The organism is Nonomuraea diastatica (assembly GCF_004349015.1).
Lineage (GTDB): Bacteria > Actinomycetota > Actinomycetes > Streptosporangiales > Streptosporangiaceae > Nonomuraea > Nonomuraea diastatica.
Genome location: NZ_SMKP01000125.1, coordinates 1 through 16,998, shown reverse-complemented (window position 1 = coordinate 16,998; position 16,998 = coordinate 1). Strand labels below are relative to the sequence as shown.

15 protein-coding genes are annotated in these 16,998 nt (G+C 69.4%); 11 read left to right on the top strand and 4 right to left on the bottom strand.

Translation table 11 applies throughout. The features are described from left to right. The first annotated feature begins 212 nt into the window (after nucleotides 1-212). Complete coding sequence (gene treS, locus E1294_RS34465; RefSeq protein ID WP_132515159.1) at nucleotides 213-1,949, top strand: maltose alpha-D-glucosyltransferase; 1,737 nt, start codon at nucleotides 213-215, stop codon at nucleotides 1,947-1,949. Here the strand turns inward: treS and E1294_RS34460 are convergent. Genes E1294_RS34460 through E1294_RS34450 form a run of 3 tightly spaced genes read right to left on the bottom strand, consistent with a single transcriptional unit; the run spans nucleotide 1,936 to nucleotide 5,469 of the window. Next, nucleotides 1,936-4,203 (bottom strand): ABC transporter permease, encoded by a 2,268-nt coding sequence (locus tag E1294_RS34460; protein WP_132515158.1) that lies wholly within the window; start codon nucleotides 4,201-4,203, stop codon nucleotides 1,936-1,938. The genes treS and E1294_RS34460 overlap by 14 nt on opposite strands. A 7-nt stretch (nucleotides 4,204-4,210) precedes the next feature. Next, nucleotides 4,211-4,939: an ABC transporter ATP-binding protein gene (locus tag E1294_RS34455; RefSeq protein WP_132515157.1), complete on the bottom strand. Its 729-nt coding sequence runs from the start codon at nucleotides 4,937-4,939 to the stop codon at nucleotides 4,211-4,213. Then, nucleotides 4,936-5,469 (bottom strand): PadR family transcriptional regulator, encoded by a 534-nt coding sequence (locus E1294_RS34450; RefSeq protein WP_246083493.1) that lies wholly within the window; start codon nucleotides 5,467-5,469, stop codon nucleotides 4,936-4,938. The genes E1294_RS34455 and E1294_RS34450 overlap by 4 nt, the downstream gene beginning before the upstream one ends. A gap of 103 nt (nucleotides 5,470-5,572) precedes the next feature. Here E1294_RS34450 and E1294_RS34445 point away from each other — a divergent pair, with 103 nt between their 5' ends. From E1294_RS34445 to E1294_RS34410, 8 genes are all read left to right on the top strand, one after another. Next, a complete protein-coding gene (locus E1294_RS34445) occupies nucleotides 5,573-6,820 on the top strand; it encodes an ABC transporter substrate-binding protein (RefSeq protein ID WP_246083492.1) in 1,248 nt (415 codons plus the stop codon). A 7-nt stretch (nucleotides 6,821-6,827) separates the two neighbouring features. Then, nucleotides 6,828-8,150 carry an ABC transporter substrate-binding protein gene (locus E1294_RS34440; RefSeq protein ID WP_132515156.1) on the top strand — a complete coding sequence of 441 codons (1,323 nt, stop codon included), beginning with the start codon at nucleotides 6,828-6,830 and terminating at the stop codon, nucleotides 8,148-8,150. Nucleotides 8,151-8,162: 12 nt separating this feature from the next. Continuing rightward, complete coding sequence (locus tag E1294_RS34435; RefSeq protein WP_132515155.1) at nucleotides 8,163-9,539, top strand: ABC transporter permease subunit; 1,377 nt, start codon at nucleotides 8,163-8,165, stop codon at nucleotides 9,537-9,539. A gap of 58 nt (nucleotides 9,540-9,597) precedes the next feature. After that, entirely contained in the window at nucleotides 9,598-10,497 is a 900-nt protein-coding gene (locus E1294_RS34430; RefSeq protein ID WP_132515154.1) for a carbohydrate ABC transporter permease, read from the top strand. A 113-nt stretch (nucleotides 10,498-10,610) separates the two neighbouring features. Beyond that, nucleotides 10,611-11,288 carry a uracil-DNA glycosylase gene (locus E1294_RS34425; RefSeq protein ID WP_132515153.1) on the top strand — a complete coding sequence of 226 codons (678 nt, stop codon included), beginning with the start codon at nucleotides 10,611-10,613 and terminating at the stop codon, nucleotides 11,286-11,288. Between the two features lie 10 nt (nucleotides 11,289-11,298). Further along, entirely contained in the window at nucleotides 11,299-11,619 is a 321-nt protein-coding gene (locus E1294_RS34420) for a hypothetical protein (RefSeq protein ID WP_132515152.1), read from the top strand. Nucleotides 11,620-11,819: 200 nt separating this feature from the next. Further along, nucleotides 11,820-12,110 carry an MTH1187 family thiamine-binding protein gene (locus E1294_RS34415; protein WP_132515151.1) on the top strand — a complete coding sequence of 97 codons (291 nt, stop codon included), beginning with the start codon at nucleotides 11,820-11,822 and terminating at the stop codon, nucleotides 12,108-12,110. A gap of 215 nt (nucleotides 12,111-12,325) precedes the next feature. Continuing rightward, entirely contained in the window at nucleotides 12,326-12,538 is a 213-nt protein-coding gene (locus E1294_RS34410; protein WP_132515150.1) for a hypothetical protein, read from the top strand. Nucleotides 12,539-12,568: 30 nt separating this feature from the next. Here the strand turns inward: E1294_RS34410 and E1294_RS34405 are convergent, their stop codons facing one another. Beyond that, the gene (locus E1294_RS34405) at nucleotides 12,569-13,132 is read right to left on the bottom strand and encodes a TetR/AcrR family transcriptional regulator (protein WP_132515149.1); all 564 of its coding nucleotides are present in this window, start codon (nucleotides 13,130-13,132) and stop codon (nucleotides 12,569-12,571) included. A 70-nt stretch (nucleotides 13,133-13,202) separates the two neighbouring features. Between E1294_RS34405 and E1294_RS34400 the strand changes: the two genes are divergently transcribed. Both E1294_RS34400 and E1294_RS34390 read left to right on the top strand, forming a co-directional pair. Beyond that, complete coding sequence (locus tag E1294_RS34400; protein WP_132515148.1) at nucleotides 13,203-14,651, top strand: glycoside hydrolase family 1 protein; 1,449 nt, start codon at nucleotides 13,203-13,205, stop codon at nucleotides 14,649-14,651. Between the two features lie 671 nt (nucleotides 14,652-15,322). Next, a complete protein-coding gene (locus E1294_RS34390) occupies nucleotides 15,323-16,918 on the top strand; it encodes an FAD-dependent monooxygenase (protein WP_132515147.1) in 1,596 nt (531 codons plus the stop codon). Nucleotides 16,919-16,998 lie beyond the last annotated feature (80 nt).

Genomic DNA, 16,998 nt, shown 5'->3' with positions numbered 1-16,998 from the left:
CCGGCACAGCAGAAGCGGGTTCCGGAAAGCCAACGGGCTGGTAGTGTTCGGCCCGTAAGCGCCGCACAAACGGGCACCAGATCACAAATCCGGTCTCGTTCATGGGCATGGAGTTCGCAGGGATGACGACTCCAGGCGGCGCGGTCACCAGATAAGAACGCCGGGGTAACCGGTGACTTCGTCCTGCCCACATCTCTTCCTGTGAGCGACATATGATCAACGCATCCCCAACACCGGAGCCGATCTCCGAGGCGTTCGTCTCGGAGGATCCGGGCTGGTACAAGCGGGCGGTGTTCTACGAGGTCCTCGTCCGGGGGTTCAATGACTCCAACGGCGACGGCACCGGCGACCTGCGCGGTCTCATCGAGAAGCTCGGCTATCTCGAGTGGCTTGGCGTGGACTGCCTGTGGCTGCTGCCGCTGTACGAGTCGCCGCTGCGCGACGGCGGTTACGATATTTCGGACTATATGAAGATCCTGCCGGACTTCGGCGATCTGGGCGATTTCGTCCAGCTGATCGAGCGGGCGCACGAGCGCGGCCTGCGGATCATCACCGACCTCGTGATGAACCACACGAGCGATCGGCACCCCTGGTTCCAGGCGTCCCGGCACGATCCCGAGGGGCCGTACGGCGACTTCTACGTGTGGTCCGACCACCCCGGCGCCTATCCGGACGCGCCGATCATCTTCGTCGGCGCCGAGGAGTCCAACTGGACCTACGACCCGGTGCGCAAGCAGTACTACTGGCACCGGTTCTTCCACCACCAGCCGGACCTCAACTATGACAACCCTGCCGTGCAGGAGGCGATGCTGGAGGTGCTGCGGTTCTGGCTCGACCTCGGCATCGACGGGTTCCGGCTGGACGCGGTCCCCTACCTGTTCGAGCGCGAGGGCACGGCCTGCGCCGGGCTGCCGGAGACGCACGCCTACCTGAAGAAGATCCGCGCTGAGGTCGACCGGCTCTACCCCGACCGGGTGCTGCTGGCCGAGGCCAACGGCTGGCCCGAGGACGTCGTCGAATACTTCGGCGACCCCACCACGGGCGGCGACGAGTGCCACATGGCCTTCCACTTCCCGCTGATGCCGCGCATCTACATGGCGGTGAAGAAGGAGACCCGCGAGCCGATCTCCGAGATCATGTCGCGCACGCCGAAGCTTCCCGAGACGGCCCAGTGGGGCATCTTCCTGCGCAACCACGACGAGCTCACGCTCGAGACGGTGACCGAGGAAGAACGCGACTACATGCACAACGAATATGCCAAGGACCCGCGCATGCGGGCCTACCTCGGCATCCGGCGCCGGCTCGCCCCGCTGCTCGAGAACGACAGGGACCGGATCGAGCTGTTCACGGCGCTGCTGCTGAGCCTGCCGGGCTCGCCGGTCATCTACTACGGCGACGAGATCGGCATGGGCGACAACATCTGGCTGGAGGACCGCGACTCGGTCCGTACGCCGATGCAGTGGAGCCCCGACCGCAACGCCGGGTTCTCCAACGCCGACCCCGGACGCCTCTACCTGCCCGCGGTCATGGACCCGATCTACGGCTTCCAGGCGGTCAACGTGGAGGCCCAGCAGCGCCATGAGGGCTCACTGCTGCACTTCACCCGCAAGATGCTGGAGATCCGGCGCAGGCACCCGGTGTTCGGCGTCGGGGCGTACACCGAAATGTGGTCGTCGAACCCCTCGGTGCTCACCTACGTGCGCGAGGACCGCGACGACGCGATGTTGTGCGTCAACAACCTGTCGAAGTTCCCGCAACCGGTCGAGCTCGACCTGCGCCGTTTCGAGGGCATGATCCCCGTCGAGGCGCGCGGCGGGGTGCGGTTCCCGCCGATCGGCGAGCTGCCCTACCTGCTCACGCTGCCGGGGCACGGGTTCTACTGGTTCGCGCTGAAGCGGGAGGAGTCCGCGCGGGCGGGCTCGGTGAGCGGGCCCGTCAGCGCGCGGTGACGGGCACCTGGGCGCGGGCCGCGCGGCGGGCCGGGATCAGCGCGACCGCGAGGGCCGCGCCCACGGCGATCACCACGGCGACGGCCAGCGTCAGCGGCGAGGGCGGCCGCCCGATGCCGGCCCCCACGCCGCTGGTGTGGCCCTGCAGGTCGATCAGCCCCGTGACGACGGAGGCGCCCGCGGCGGCGCCCGCGCCGACGCCGAGCACGACCAGCAGCCCGGTGCCGGTCACGAGCGTGGCCATGACCTGCCGGGGCGTCAGGCCCATGGCCTTCAGCACGGCCAGGTCGAAGGCGTGGTCACGCAGGCCGAGCGCGCTCGCGGTGAGCAGGTTGGCCAGGCCGATCAGGGCCAGCACGGCGCTCAGCGCCACGATCACGGCCCTGATGATCGACAGGCGGTCCGCCGGGTTGACCGCGGCCTGCACGTCCAGGCCCTCGGCCGACGCGGCCAGCAGCCGGGCGCGCACCTCCGCCCGGTCGGCGCCCGGCCTGAGCGCGAGCGCGTAGTATTCCGGCGGCACGGAGTCCTTGGCGGCCAGGCTGTCCAGCCCCACCGAGAGCACCACGCCGTCCTGGTCGGGCTCGACGGTCCTGCCGACGATCCTGACGATCAGCGGCGAACCGCCCACGGTCAGCCGCACCCGGTCGCCGATCTTGATCCCGAGCAGGTCGAGCAGACCCTGCCCGGCCACGGCCTCGCCCTGACGGGCATACCTGCGTCCCTCGACCACGGGAAACGGGTAGGGCTCCGTGGAGCTGCCGACGGCCCGCACCCGCAGCGAGCGGGCCTCCCCCGGCGCCAGGGCGTTCACGTCGGTGCCCGGATAGACGGCGGCCACGTCCCTGTCGCGCCCGGCGATGCGCCTGGCCTCGGCCGCCTCCAGCTTGCCCGGCCTGACGTACAGGCCGGCGTGCTGGCCGACCTGCTCGGGATGGCTGAGGAAGTTGTCGAGCGTGGCCCACACGCCGAGGCCGATCGTGATCATCATCATCGGCACGGCCAGCCCGAACGCCGTCAGGAACGCCGGCACGCGCCTCGTGAAGGCGTCTCTGGTGCCGAGGACGAGGGCGGGCGGGAGGCGTACGAGGAGGGCGAGCCTGGCCAGCCTGGACAGGTGGCCGCGCGGCGGCGAGGCGGGCGCCGCGGGGATCGGCGGAGTGCGGCCCCCGCGCCACGCGGGCAGCCCCACCGCGGCCAGCACCACCAGCGCGGTGCCCGCGACGATGGCCAGCACCGGCACCAGCGCCACGGAGGTCGGGCCGAGCACCGCCGCCATCACCCCCCAGCCCGCCAGCGCGCCGAGCGCGACCCCGAGCAGGCCGAGCGCGCCGTGCTCGACCACCAGCAGCAGCGTGATCTGGCCCCTGGTGAAGCCCATCGATTTGAGCGTGGCCAGGTCGCGCAGCTGGCCGAGCACCCGGCCGCCGGCCGCGTTGGCCAGCGCGAGCGCGGCCGCCACCAGCCCGACCACCCCGAACAACGCCAGCAGCATGCCGAGCAGCCGGTTGTCCAGCTCCATGGCGCCCCTGACCTCGCGCCAGGTGTAGACGCGCTGGAGCTGGTCCTCCAGCATGACGACCACGCGCTGGGAGACGACCTGCGCGGCGTCGGGATCGGCCAGGCGCAGCCCGGTCACCCACTCGCTGCGGCCCAGCATGGGCTCGATCCGGTCGAGCATCTCGGGCAGTACGTAGGCCAGGCCCGGCGTCCACTCGGGGTAGAAGCCGTGCTCGGCGGTGTCGGCGATGCCGCGTACGTACAGGGTGTGGCGCTCACCACTGAGCGCGATGATCGTGAAAGGCGCGCCGACCCGCAACCGCAGCGAGGACGCGAAGGACCGTTCGACGACCACGCCGTCCGGCTGCGCGGGGTCGAGCCAGTTGCCCTCGGCCACCAGCGGGTGCGCCACCCGCGCCGGCGTGGCCGGCATCGCGCGCAACGCCGCGGGCTCCCGCTTGCCGTCCTGGCCCACGGTCACGGGCGCCGAGCGGTACGGGCCCGCGATCTGCGTCACGCCGTCGATGGCCCCAAGAGCGACCTCGGGGCTGTCACCGGTGTAGAACCACACATGGGCGCCGTCGCTCTGGGCCGACAGGCTCCGCCACGGGTTGGTGCCGTCCTCCAGCAGGGTGGCCGCGGTGATCAGCGCGGCCACGATGCCCGCCACGGCGAGCACCGTCAGCACCGCCTGGCCCTTCCTGGCCCGCAGGTCGGCCCTGACCCACCGGCTGCCCGCCAGCGCGGTGCTCATCGGTCGCTCATCGGAGGTCGATGACCTCGCCGGCGGTGCCCGTGCGCCTGCGGGCGATGCGGCCGTCGTCGACGATCTCCCCGTCGAACAGCGCGACCACCCGGTCGGCCAGGGCGGCCACCCGGGCGTCGTGGGTGACCATGACGATGCTCTGGCCCTCCTTGTGCACCTTGCCGAGCAGGCGGAGCACGTCGCGCGTGTTGCGGCTGTCGAGGTTGCCCGTGGGCTCGTCGGCCAGCAGCAGGCTGGGCTGGTTGGCCAGCGCCCTGGCCAGCGCCACCCGCTGCTGCTCGCCGCCGGAGAGCTGGGCGGGCGCGGCGTCGGCCCTGTCGGTCAGGTCGAGCGCGCCGAGCAGGCTCTCCCTGCGCTCGCGCGCCACCTTGGGCGAGACCCCGGCCAGCAGGGCGGGCAGCTCGACGTTGTCGCCGACAGTCATGTTGGCGACGAGGTTGAAGAACTGGAAGACGAACCCGATCTTCTTGCGCCGCAGCAGCGCCCACGCGCTCTCGGAGAGGGTGTCGACGCGCTTGCCGTCGAGCCAGATCTCGCCGCTGGTCCTGGCATCGAGCCCGCCCAGCATGTGGACGAGCGTGGACTTGCCCGAGCCGGAGGGACCCATGATCGCGACGAACTCGCCCGGCTCGACCTGCAGATCCACCCCGCGCACGGCGGGCACTGGGATGGCACCATCCTGGTAAATTTTGACCAGATTGACCGTTTTCAGTACGGCGCTCATGCCAGATCCTCCTGGCAACGCTCCAGCCAGTCAAGATCCGCCTGGAGGTGGAGCATGGCGCCCTCGATGAGCAACATCGCCACCCGATCGGACGGGGACGTGCGGCTGAGGAGGTCGTTGAGGTCGCTCATGAGCGACAGATAGTGGCGGCGCTGCCTGTTGATCAGCGCCATACGGTCGGCGATGCCGGTCAGCGGGGCGAGGACGAGCTTCATGAAGAACTCGTCGCGCACCCTGGGACCCTCGGTGGGCTCGTCGACCCAGGTGGTGAGGTGCTCGCGGCCCTTGGCCGTCAGATAGTAGACCTTCTTGTTGGGCCGGTTGGACTGCTCGACGCCCACCGCCCTGACCAGGCCGTCCTTCTCCAGCCTGCCGAGCGTCACGTATATCTGGCCGATGTTGGGGGATGGATAGGCACTGCCGAAAGTCTGCTCGAGAGCTTGTTTGAGCTCGTAGCCGTGAGCCGGCTCTTTCGCCAGGAGCGCCAGCAGGTGAAGCCGCACCGCCCACCTCCCCGCTGTGTTACGCATGCGTTACGAAGATATCCGTTGACCTACAGATTACCGCTGTGCATAACATGAATGCATCTACCTAACACGTATGTAAACCCTCTGAACACACGGAGGAAACAGAGTGTTTCGCCCGCTCGCGCTCCTGCTGGCCGTGATCCTCACGGCCGGGTGCACGGTGGCGGGCGACGAAAGCGGCGGCGCGACCGGGACGGGCGGCACGGGGCCCATCACGTTCGCCACCGGACGCGACACCACGGCATACCTGCAGCCCTTGCTGGACCGCTGGAACCAGGCCCATCCGGCCGAGAAGGTGACGCTGCTGGAGCTGCCCGAGGCCGCCGACGAACAACGTGCCCAGATGGTGGCCAACCTCCAGGCCCAGAGCAGCCGTTACGACGTGCTCGGGCTCGACGTGGTGTGGACCGCCGAATTCGCGGAGAACGGCTGGATCATCCCCCTGGAGCGCGGGTTGTTCCCGCTCGACAGGCTCCTGCCGCCGGTCGTGGAGACGGCTGTCTACAAGGGCAAACTCTGGGCCGCCCCCTACACGAGCAACGCGGGGCTGCTCTACTACCGGACCGACCTGGTCGGCGAGCCGCCGAGGACGTGGGCCGAGCTTCGCGACCAAGCACGAAAGATCACGAAAAAGCATGACATAGATGGCTATGCCGGGCAGTTCCTGGCGTACGAAGGGCTCACGGTCAACTTCAGCGAGGCCGTGCAGTCAGCCGGCGGCCAGATCGTCAGCCGCGACGGCAAAGAGGTGACCCTCGACCCCGCCCAGGGCGAGACCGCCCTCGACTTCCTGCTCCAGGGGCTACGCGAGGGCTGGATCCCCGAAGAGTCGCTGAACTACAAGGAGGAGGAGTCGCGCCTGGCCTTCCAGGAGGGCAGGCTGGCCTTCGCCCGCAACTGGCCCCACGCGTACGGCCCCGCCAAGGCCGAGCTGGGCGGCAAGGTCGCGGTGACCAGGCTGCCCGGGCTCGACGGGCCGGGGTCGAGCACGCTGGGCGGCGTCAACCTGGCCATCAGCGCCTTCTCCAAACACCAGCACACCGCGCAGGAGTTCATCCGCTATTTCACGAGCCTGGAAAACGAACGCCGGGTGCTCACCGAGGGTTCGTTCCCGCCCGTGTGGACCGAGCTCTACGACGACCCTGCCTTGATCAAGCGCTTCCCCTACCTGCCGGTGCTCAAGGAGAGCATTCTCGCCGCCAGGACACGGCCGGTCAGCGCCAACTACAACCAGCTGAGCCTGGTGATCGCCAGCTCGGTCGCCAAGGCCCTCGCCAACCCTGCCACCGAGTCCGCCGACGACGTCGCGGCCTCCATGAAGTCCGAACTCGAAGAGATCATCAGAACCCAGTGAGGCAGCCATGCGAAGAAGCAGAGCAGCAGCGATCCTGGCCGGGCTCGCGGTAGCGGTCGCCGCCTGCGGCAACGCACCGACGACGACGGAGCCCACCGCCTCGGGGTCGGCGCCGGCCACCGGCGGCGACAAGACGCTCGAAGGCGTGTCGCTCGAGGTCGCCGCCAAGTGGACCGGGGCCGAGCAGAAGAACTTCGAGGAGGTGCTCAAGGCCTTTACCGACAAGACGGGAGCCAAGGTCACCTACGCCTCCACCGGCGAGGACACCGGCGCCTACCTCGGCCCCCGCATCCAGGGCGGCAACCCGCCCGACGTGGCGATCCTGCCGCAGCCCGGCCTGGTCCAGCAGTACGCCGACCAGGACGCGCTCAAGCCGCTGAACGACGCCGTCATCAAGGAGATCGACACCAACTACACCCCCTACTGGAAGGAGCTCGGCTCCGCCGACGACAAGGTGTACGGCGTGCTGATCAAGGCGGCGCACAAGTCGCTGGTCTGGTACCGCTCGCAGGCGTTCGAGGATGCGGGCGTACAGGCGCCGACCAACTGGGACGAACTGGTCAAGGCCGCGCAGACCGTCGCCGACTCCGGCACGCCGCCGTTCTCCTTCTGCGGCGCCTCCGGCTGGACGCTGACCGACCTGTTCGAGAACGTCTACCTCTCCACCGCGGGCCCAGAGAACTACGACAAGCTCTCCAAGCACGAGATCCCGTGGACCGACCCCACCGTGGCCACCGCGCTGGAGAAGATCCAGCAGATCGTGGGCAAGAAGGAGTTCCTGGTCGACGGCGTCTCCGGCACCATGCAGACCGACTTCCCCACCTGCGTGAGCAAGGTCTACGGCACCAAGAAGGCCGCCATGGTCATCGAGGCCGACTTCGTGGCCGTCGAGGCCGACCAGTCGGGCGCCAAGGTCGGCGAGGAGGCGAAATACTTCCCGTTCCCCAAGGTCGGTGACACCGCTCCGGTCGTGCTCGGCGGCGACGTCGCGGTGGCCATGAAGGACTCCCCCGGCGCCATGGCCCTGCTGCAGTTCCTGGCCTCCAAGGAGGGCGGCGAGGTCTGGGCCAAGCTGCCCGGCTACCTGTCGCCCAACAAGAACGTCTCCCCCGACAACTACCCCGACGAGCTGACCAAGCAGCTCGGCCAGACGATCGTCTCGGCCGGTGACACCGTCCGCTACGACATGTCCGACCTGGCGCCGAGCGCGTTCGGCGGCACCGACGGCAAGGGCGAGTGGAAGGTGCTGCAGGACTTCCTGCGCGACCCGACCGACGTCAAGGGCGCCCAGGAGGCGCTCGAAGCCGAGGCCAAGAAGGCCTGGAAGTAAAGAGGTAAGGCCGTGACCGAACGGTTGGACGGCCCGCAGGGCCCGCCCGCGGAGGACGCGGGCGGTCCCTCCACCGGACCGGCTGAAACCCCCCAACGCAAGCGACGCCTCGGCCCCTCCCCGGCGGTCGCCATCGCCTTCCTCCTCCCGGCGGCGCTGCTGCTGGGCATCTGGGTGATCTATCCGATCGCCTACTCCATCTTCAGGAGCCTGTTCGACGCGACGGGCACCGGATTCGTGGGGCTGGGCAACTACACCACGATCTTCACCGACGCCGGCACCCTCACCACCATCCGCAACAACCTGATCTGGGTGGTGGTCGCGCCCATCGTGGTCACCACGATCGGCCTGATCTTCGCGGTGCTGACCGAGCGGATCAGGTGGGCCACGGCGTTCAAGCTGATCGTGTTCATGCCGATGGCCGTCTCGCTGATGGCCGCCGGCGTGATCTTCCGTCTCGTCTACGAGGAGAGCCCCGACAAGGGCCTGGCCAACGCCGTGCTCACCACGGTGCACGACACGTTCTCCTCCTCGCAGGGCTATCCGGAGGCCCGTCCGCGCGAGGGCGACGAGTCCCCGATCGCCGAACAGGGCGGCGCGGTCGTCACCAAGCAGCCCGCCCAGGCGGGTCAGCCGGTGCTGGTCCCCATCGTGGGCGTCAAGCCGGAGTTGCTGCCGGGCGACGCGCAGCCCGCCAAGGCCCCCGCCGCGGGCGACGGGCTCTCGGGCACCGTGTGGTTCGACTTCACCCCCGGAGGCGGGGGCACGAACAACGCGGTCGACGGCGCCGAGAAGGGCCTGCCCGGCATGACCGTCGAGGCGGTGCGCGACGGCCAGGTCGCCGCGACCGCGACGACGGCCGAGGACGGCTCCTTCAGGTTCGAGGGGCTGCCCGCCGGCTCCTACGTCGTACGGCTGCCCGCGTCGAACTTCGAGGCCGCCTACGGCGGGCTGAGCTGGCTCGGCCCCACCCTCATCACCCCGGCGATCATCGGCGCGTTCGTCTGGGTGTGGGCCGGCTTCGCCATGGTGCTGATCGCGGCCGGGCTGGCGGCGATCCCGCGTGACGCGCTGGAGGCGGCCCGCATCGACGGCGCGTCCGAGTGGCAGGTGTTCCGCAAGATCACGGTGCCGCTGCTCTCGCCGGTGTTGCTCGTCGTCTTCGTGACGATGATCATCAATACGCTGAAGGTGTTCGACCTGGTCTTCATCATCGCGCCGGCCTCGGTCCAGCCACAGGCGAACGTGGTCGCGCTGGAGATGTGGCGCGTGTCGTTCGGCGGCGGCAACAACCAGGGCCTGGGCAGCGCGCTGGCCATCTTCCTGCTCATCCTGGTCCTTCCCTTCATGATCATGAACATCCGCAGGTTCAGGAGGGAAGACACGTGAACGAGCCCATCGACAGGCACGGCACGCCGGTCGCCGCGCGAGCTGACAGGGAGGGCACATGACCACGGCAACGGTCACGGCGCCGACCGGAACGAAGGCGGGAGCGCCGCGCAGGGGCCTCGCGGGCAGGCTCGTCGACCGCCTCGGCGGCGGGGCGGTCCAGGTCGTGATGGTGCTGCTCGGCCTCTTCTGGCTGGTGCCGACGCTGGGCCTGCTCGTCGTCTCCATGCGGACGTCGGAGGTCAACAACGCCGAGGGCTGGTGGACGATCTTCACCAAGCCGGCCGAGCTGACCCTCCAGAACTACGCCAACCTGCTGGGCAGCGGCTTCTCGGCGTCCTTCTGGAACACGGTGCTGATCACGGTGCCGGCCACGGTCCTGGTGATCGGCATCGCGGCGATGGCGGCGTACGCGTTCGCGTGGATGGACTTCCGCGGCCGCGACGCCGCGTTCCTCGTCGTCGTCGGGCTGCTGATCGTGCCGATCCAGATCGCGTTGATCCCCGTCGCCTCCCTCTACGGCGCCGCCGACATGTTCGGCTCGATCGTCGGCGTGGTGCTGTTCCACGTGGCGTTCGGGCTACCGTTCGCGATCTTCCTGCTCCGCAACTTCTTCGTCGGCATCCCCAGCTCGCTGCTGGAGGCGGCGCGGATGGACGGCGCGTCGGAGTGGAAGATCTTCGCGTCGGTGGTCTTCCCGCTGGGCAAGCCGGCTATCGCCTCGCTGGGCATCTTCCAGTTCCTGTGGGTGTGGAACGACATGCTCATCGCGCTGGTCTTCGCCGAGACCGGGAACCAGCCGATGACCAAATATCTGCAGTCGCAGATGCGGCAGTTCGGGTCGAACGTCGACATCCTCTCGTCCGGCGCGTTCCTGTCGCTGATCATCCCGCTGGTGCTGTTCTTCGCGTTCCAGCGGTACTTCGTCCAGGGCATGATGGCCGGCTCGGTCAAGTGACCTCGCGGGTGCCCGCCTTCCGAGGGGGGAGGCGGGCACCGTGATCATTCCGGTACGGCCGGCGACCGCGTTTTGCCCGCAAGCCGTACCAGACATGGCTAAGCTTCACGGCCATGGCTGGTCGTCCCCTTCATGAAGTCGTCGAAGCCGGATGGGCGCGGGCGCTTGAGCCCGTCGCCGCGCAGATCTCCCAGATGGGCGAGTTCCTGCGCAGGGAAATCGCGGAGGGCCGACACTATCTCCCGGCCGGCGCGCACGTGCTGCGTGCTTTCAGTCAGCCCTTCGACGACGTCAAGGTGCTGATCGTCGGCCAGGACCCCTACCCCACGCCCGGCCACCCCGTCGGGTTGTCGTTCTCGGTCGCGCCCGACGTGCGGCCGCTGCCGGGCAGCCTGGTCAACATCTACAAGGAGATGGAGAGCGACCTCGGCCTCCCCCGGCCGGCCAACGGCGACCTCACGCCGTGGGCCGAGCAGGGCGTGCTGCTCCTCAACAGGGTGCTGACCGTGATGCCCGGCAAGCCCGCCTCCCACCGGGGCAAGGGCTGGGAGCAGGTCACCGAGCAGGCCATCCGCGCCCTCGTCGCGCGCGACAAGCCGATGGTCGCCATCCTGTGGGGCCGCGACGCGCGCAACCTGGCGCCCATGCTCGGCGACGTGCCGCGCGTCGAGTCCGCCCACCCGTCGCCCCTGTCGGCCCGCAGCGGTTTCTTCGGCTCGCGGCCGTTCAGCCGCGCCAACGAGTCGCTGGTTCAGCAAGGTGCGGCCCCCGTGGAGTGGAAGCTCCCCTAACATCATCGCCATGAGTGATGAACCGAAGTTCCTGCGTCTCACGGTCGAGCTGACCGTCGAGGTGCTCGATGTGGACGCATTGCAGGCGGCGGCGCTGGCCGAGATCCGGCACCCCGACGCCGATCTCACCGAGGAGGAGCGCACCGAGCAGGCCGAGCTCGTCACCTCCGACGACTCCGGCGCCTCCGCGCTGCAGTGGCTCATCGAACCCGACCACGTGCTGCAGCTCGTCGACCACATCACCGAGATCGAGCCGCGCGAGGCCGTGCTCGGCGTGGAGCCGTCCGAGGGGCCCAGCGAGGAAGAGGAAGAAGAGCACGGCCACGGGTGACGGTCGGCGGCATGGTCAGCGGCGGCCACGGCGTTCGACGGCGTCGTGGCTCTTCGCGAAGCCACCGCTAGGATCGAGGCCTCCAAGCTCAGGCGCCGCCGGCAGGGCCGGCGGGGCCGAAGCGCGGAGGAACGGGAGCGGCTGGAGCGGCTCCTGACCAGGTCCGTCGGAAAGCCCGGGTGCACCGCAGGAGGCACGCAGTGATCGTCGCATTCTCCATCACGCCGCTGGGCGTCGGCGAAGGGGTCGCCGAGCCCGTCGCCCGCGCCGTCCAGGTGGTGCGCTCCAGCGGGCTGCCCAACCGCACCGACGCCATGTTCACCACGATCGAGGGCGAGTGGGACGACGTGATGGACGTCGTCAAGCGGGCGGTGGACGCGGTGGCGGAGGTCGCTCCCCGCGTGAGCCTGGTGCTGAAGGCCGACCTCAGAGAGGGCGTCACGGACGGCATGACGTCGAAACTGGAGTCCTTGGAACACCACCTCTCCTGATCTCGTCGGGGGCGGCGGCGGAAGCATTCGCCTCTGGCGCCGGCGCCCCGCCGCGGCCCTCAGCCCGGCGCATCACCCAGCGGGTTCTGGACATTCGGCACACCCGCCAGACCTGGACGTCGCGATCGCTCCATAGGTACGGCTGCACTCCTGTTCTGGCCTGGTAACTGACGGCTTTCGGTTGCTCGCGGTCTGCCCCGGGCGAAGGATGGGCCATGGATGAGGACCATGGTTCCTCCGAGCGCTTCACCGTCTCGATCGGGCTGCACGAGACCTCGTCGTGGCGCGCGCGGCTGGCGAACTCGATGGCGTCTCCCGCAGGGCTGCTGCACCGCCAGGTGGAGGACGCCTGGGAGACGACGCAGGGCATGACGAGCATACGAACGAGAAGTCCCGTCAGCAGAGCAGAGCTGAACGGCTTACCGTGACTTTCCGGTCGGGTGTGTCAAACGCCCCCGCTACTCCGTCGCCGACGACAAGACGGCTTTTGCCGCTCGGTCAATGCGGGCGGCCGCGCCGACCGGGTCGGGTGCGCCGAGGTCCAGCCAGGTCATGATGGCTTCGACGGTGACCGTCAGACAGAGCTGCGCGGCCCATGTCGCCCAGAGCGGATCGTTGACGACCTCGGCGAGGTTGCGGCGCACCTCCTCCGCCATGCCCGCGCGCAGCTCGTCGATCTCGGATCGGAACCGCGGCTCTCGCGCGGCCTGGTGGAAGAGCAGCCTGAACGCGCCGGGATCGGCGGCGGCCCAGCGCGCCATCTCCTGGACGCTGCCCTCGGTGAGCTCGTCGCCGACGGCCTCAGCCAGGTGGGCGGCGGCCCGCTGCAGCGCCGCGCGGTACAGGTCGTCCTTTGACTCGAAGTGCCGGTAAAGAATCATGCGGCTGACGCCGGCGGCCGCGGCGATGTCGTCCAGGCTCGTCCCGGCCAGGCCGGCCCTGGCGAATATCGGGGTGGCGGTGGCGAGGATCTGCTCGCGCCGCTCGGCCCGCGCCAGCCTTGGGGAATCGGAGGTGCTCATCGGCCTGCCCTCTTGTTGCATTCGTGTATATATTTCAAGTGTATACGCTTACGTAACAAAGGAGCCAGGCATGCCAGCAGCCGCCCGCGACGCGCATCTTGACGAAAGCCCTCGGTTCCCGGACGACTTCCTCTGGGGCGCGTCCACCGCCGGTTTCCTCATGGACGGCGCGCCGCTCGCCGACGGCGCCGGACCCTCGATCCAGCACACCTTCGCCGGCACTCCCGGCAACGGCTACCCGGCCATGGCGCTGGAGCGAGGCATCGAGCACTACCGGCGCTTCAAGGAGGACGTGGGCCTGGCCCGGGAGATCGGCCTGCAGTCCCTCCGCTTCTCGCTCTCCTGGCCGCGCGTTCTCCCCGAGGGCACGGGGACGCTCAACCGGCGAGCCCTCGACCACTACGACGCCTACGTCGACACCCTCCTGGAAGCGGGGATCACACCCTTCCCCTACCTGTACTACTGGGACCTTCCGGCTGCCCTGCAGGATCGCGGCGGTTGGGCGAACCGTGACTGCGCCGGCTGGTTCGCCGACTACGCGGCCATCATGTACGACCGGCTGGGCGACCGTGTCACCCGCTGGCTCACCGTCTGCGAGCCATGGTCGATCGTCCACCTGGGTCACGTGATCGGCGAGGACGGGCCGGGCGTCCGGGACCTGCGTACCGCGCTGCGCGCCGGTCATCACCTGCTGCTCGGGCACGGCCTGGCGGTGCAGGCGTTCAGGGCGAGCCGCGCCCGCGGCGAGATCGGCCTCAGCACCGTGATGACCGACATCCGGCCGGCCTCAGCAAGCCTGCCCGACCGTGACGCGGCCCGCCGCGCCGACGGCTACTTCAATCGGCTCTTCCTCGACCCCGTCCTGCTCGGCTCCTACCCCGGCGACCTGCCCGAACGCCTACGGCACGACTGGCCGCCGGTCGCCGACGGCGACCTCGCCATCACCTCCACCCCGATCGACTTCCTCGGCGTCGTCTACTACCTCCGCCTGGCCGTCACCGGCTCGGCGCCACCCGAGGCACCTCCAGAGGCGACCTTCGACGACTTCGACCAGCTCGGGATCGCCGAGCTGGCGGCGATCGAGCGTCAGGAGACCGTCCTGGCCGAACTGCTGGACGTGCACGTTACCGAGCCCGCAGGACCCGTCACCGCGCTGGGCTGGGAGATCGCCCCGGACGGCCTGAAGAACGCCCTGTGCACACTCCGCGACCGATACGGCGACCTGCCCCTCTACGTGGCCGAGAACGGCGCAGCCTTCCCTGACACCGTCATCGCCGACGGTGCCGTCGACGACCCCGCCCGGCGCGCGTACATCCGTGACCACCTGCGGGCCGCGCACGAGGCGCTGCGCGCCGGCGTCGACCTGCGCGGCTGGAGCGTCTGGTCGCTGCTCGACGACCCCGTGAACCGTTTCGGGCTGATCCACGTCGATCACGACAGCGGCAGGCGGACCGTCAAGTCCTCGGGGCGCTGGTACCGCGACGTCATCGCGGCCAACGCACTCGTTCCCACGCCATGAGCCCCCGGACGGGCTTGCAACGCATTTGGACGATCACCGGTCTGCGCCGTGCGTTCCAGGTGGAGTCATCGGTGGAGGAGACCATCGAGAAGGTCCAGGCACCACCCAGAGGCGAGCCGAGCGATCGCCTGAACAGATGACCGACCCGCCATAGGCGGGGGGAACTCCCAGAAAAGCACCTGAAGATGTTTTCCGCATACGAACTTCAGGTGTGTGCTGGGTTCCGGCTCTTCCTCTTCCTGGCGAGGGGACGGTCACAGGGATCCGATCAACGCTTCACCTGGACATTCCTGACCAACCATGCCCGCGTGCTGCCGATCATCGCGGCGGATCCCCAAGTGCGGATCCGTGACATCCCGAGCGCGTCGGCATTACCGAACGGGCCGCCCAGAGCATCGTGACCGACCTGCTGGACGCCGACTATGTGAGCGGGAGCGGGAGGGCCGCCGTAACCGCTATGCCATCGTTCCAGGCCGGCCCCTGCGTCACCCGGGCCAGAGCGCCATTCCTGCTCAAGCGCTCATCGACCTGTTCACCCGCTGCGGTGTGCCATGGGACCCCTTACGGGCCTAGCGGCAGCCAGATTCGAGATATATCTTGACTGCCGCCAAGGACGCGACATATCGTGTTGCTCGTCAACGCGATAGTACGTGTTATGGAGGTGGCGGGCAATGGAGCAAGAGCGGGTGCCGATCCTCGTGGTCGGCGGCGGATATGCGGGGCTGAGCGCGGCGGCTCTCCTGGCCTGGCGCGGAGTGCCGGTCACCTTGGTCGAACGGCACCCTGGCACCTCCATCCAGCCCAAGGCGTTCGGCGTCGGACCGCGGGCGATCGAGCTGCTCCGCCCCGTGCCGGGCATCGAGCAGGAGCTGAGCGACATCTGGGCGGGCATCGGCGAGAACCTGCGCATCGCCATCGCCAGGAATCTCGCCGACCCGGACCCTCACATGATCATGGAGGACGAGGTCGAGGAGCTGGCCTTCCTGACCGACATCACCCCCGTCGCCCTCGTGGGCGCGCCGCAGGCCGAGATCGAACGGGTGTTGCGTCACAGGGCCGAGGCGCTGGGCGCCGACCTGCGCTTCTCCACCGAGCTGGTCTCGCTCGACCAGGACGAGGACGGCGTGACAGCGCTGATCCGCGGCGAGGACGGCGAGCGCGTCGTGCGGGCGGACTACGTGGTGGCCGCCGACGGCTATCGCAGCCCCGTGCGCCGGATGCTCGGCGTGCCCACCTCGGGCAAGGGCACTCTCGGCAACATGTGCTCGATCATGTTCGACGCCGACCTGACCGGGCTCGTCGAGGATCGTATGGTCACGCTCTGGTATCTGCAGAACGACGTCTTCACCGGCGCCATCGTGACCGGCACCGGCGTGGGGGCGCACGTGCTGGGCGTCAACCACGCCGACGGCGAGAGCGCGGCCGACTTCACCGACGAGCGCTGCGCCGAGCTGGTGCGGATCGCGACCGGCCGGCCGGACCTGGACGTGCGCATCCTGGACACGACGACGTTCGCCCTGGCGCACGTGGTCGCCGACACCTATCGGGCCGGCCGGGTGTTCCTCGCCGGCGACGCGGCCCACACCATGCCGCCCACGGGCGGGCAGGGCGGCAGCACGGCGCTCCAGGACGGCTGCGACCTGGCCTGGCGGCTGTGGCTCGTCATCACGGGCCAGGCAGGCCCGGCCTTCCTCGACACGTATGACGCCGAACGCCGCCCCATCGGCACCATGACGGCCGACGCCCAGCTCGCCAACCTGGGCGTCCGCATGCCTCCCGGCGCCCGTGACGGCTACCCGGAGCCCCTCATGGACCCCGCGGCCGGGCTCATCGGACACCGCTACCACTCCACGGCGATCCTGAACGAACCCGGCGACGACGGCTCGATCCTGGAGGACCCCCGCGTGCCGCACGGGCGCCCCGGCAGCCGGGCCCCACACGTGGTGCTCGACTGGCAGGGGCAGCGCATCTCCACCATCGACCTGTTCGGCTCCGGCTTCGTGCTGCTGGCCGCCAAGGAGGGGGGCCAGGCCTGGGTGGAGGCCGGCCGCCAGGTCAAGGAACGGCTCGGCGTGCAGCTCACGCGGCTGCTCGTCGATGCCGAGCTCATGGACGTGAAGGGACGGTTCCAGGAGGTGTACGGCGTCAACAGGGGCGGCGCCGTGCTGGTCCGGCCCGACGGATATGTGGCCTGGCGCTCGCCCGACCCCGTCGAGGACCCGGCGGCCACCCTGGAGAGGGTCATGAGGCAGATCCTCAGCCGCTGACCCACCACAGCCAGGTCACCCGGCAAGGGTGTGTCACGCGGCGAGGGTGGAGGACGGAGGGTGCATGCTCGCCAGGGAGG